The following is a 696-nucleotide window of genomic DNA, read 5'->3' as shown; positions in this document are numbered from 1 at the left end:
GCTAGCAGAAAGGCGTAAGAGAATGTGACATCGCAGCTTTGGCCCTGGTCTGTGTGCAAATGTTCTCGTGGTTGTTATTGCGTTAACCCTCAACAGTGTAGAGATAAACGGTAGGAGAGTGGGCTGATGCGTTGAGTGATTTCTGGCTAACACCGTCTATCGTGAGCCTCGCAAACACAGGGATAAAAGAGCAATGGCGACATTAAAGGATATCGCGGAGTGTGCAGGCGTTTCTATCAGTACGGTTTCTCGTGTATTAAATGGCACTGCGCCTATCAGTGCTAAAGTCAAACAGCAGATCCTGGCGATTGCCGCTGAACAGGGCTATCCCCTGCATAAACTGGCGAAACCGGTGACCGAAGCCTTGGAGCCCTTGCGCCATGTTTTGCTGGCAGCACCGCGCAACCTGATGCTGGAAAGTGATTACCACCTGGTTTCTCTGTCATTGATCCATGCGCTCAAAACCTTGTGCGTGCAGCGTAATATTCGACTGCGCCCCTTTCCCTCGGAGCATGATGCCATGACGGAAGATCAACTGGTCGCATCGCTGCAAGGTGTACGGCAAACAGGCATTGTGATCGTCAATGACGAGCGAGCCCCCTTGTTGCAGGCGGTGGTGAAAAGTGGCATACCTGCCGTGTTGATCAACGGTGAAGATCCTGCCATGTGTTTAAATCGCGTCACACCCGCTAACTA

At 51.7% G+C, this 696-nt stretch carries 1 protein-coding gene; it reads left to right on the top strand.

The genetic code is table 11. The annotated features are described in order from the left end of the window. Positions 1-193 precede the first annotated feature (193 nt). Positions 194-696, top strand: a 503-nt coding sequence (locus tag J5224_RS32910; RefSeq protein WP_264629109.1) for a LacI family DNA-binding transcriptional regulator, incomplete at its 3' end; no start/stop codon positions are given.

This window comes from Candidatus Symbiopectobacterium sp. NZEC135 (assembly GCF_025962695.1).
The sequence above is the reverse complement of the archived record's forward strand: the minus strand, read 5'-3'. Positions and strand labels throughout refer to the sequence as shown.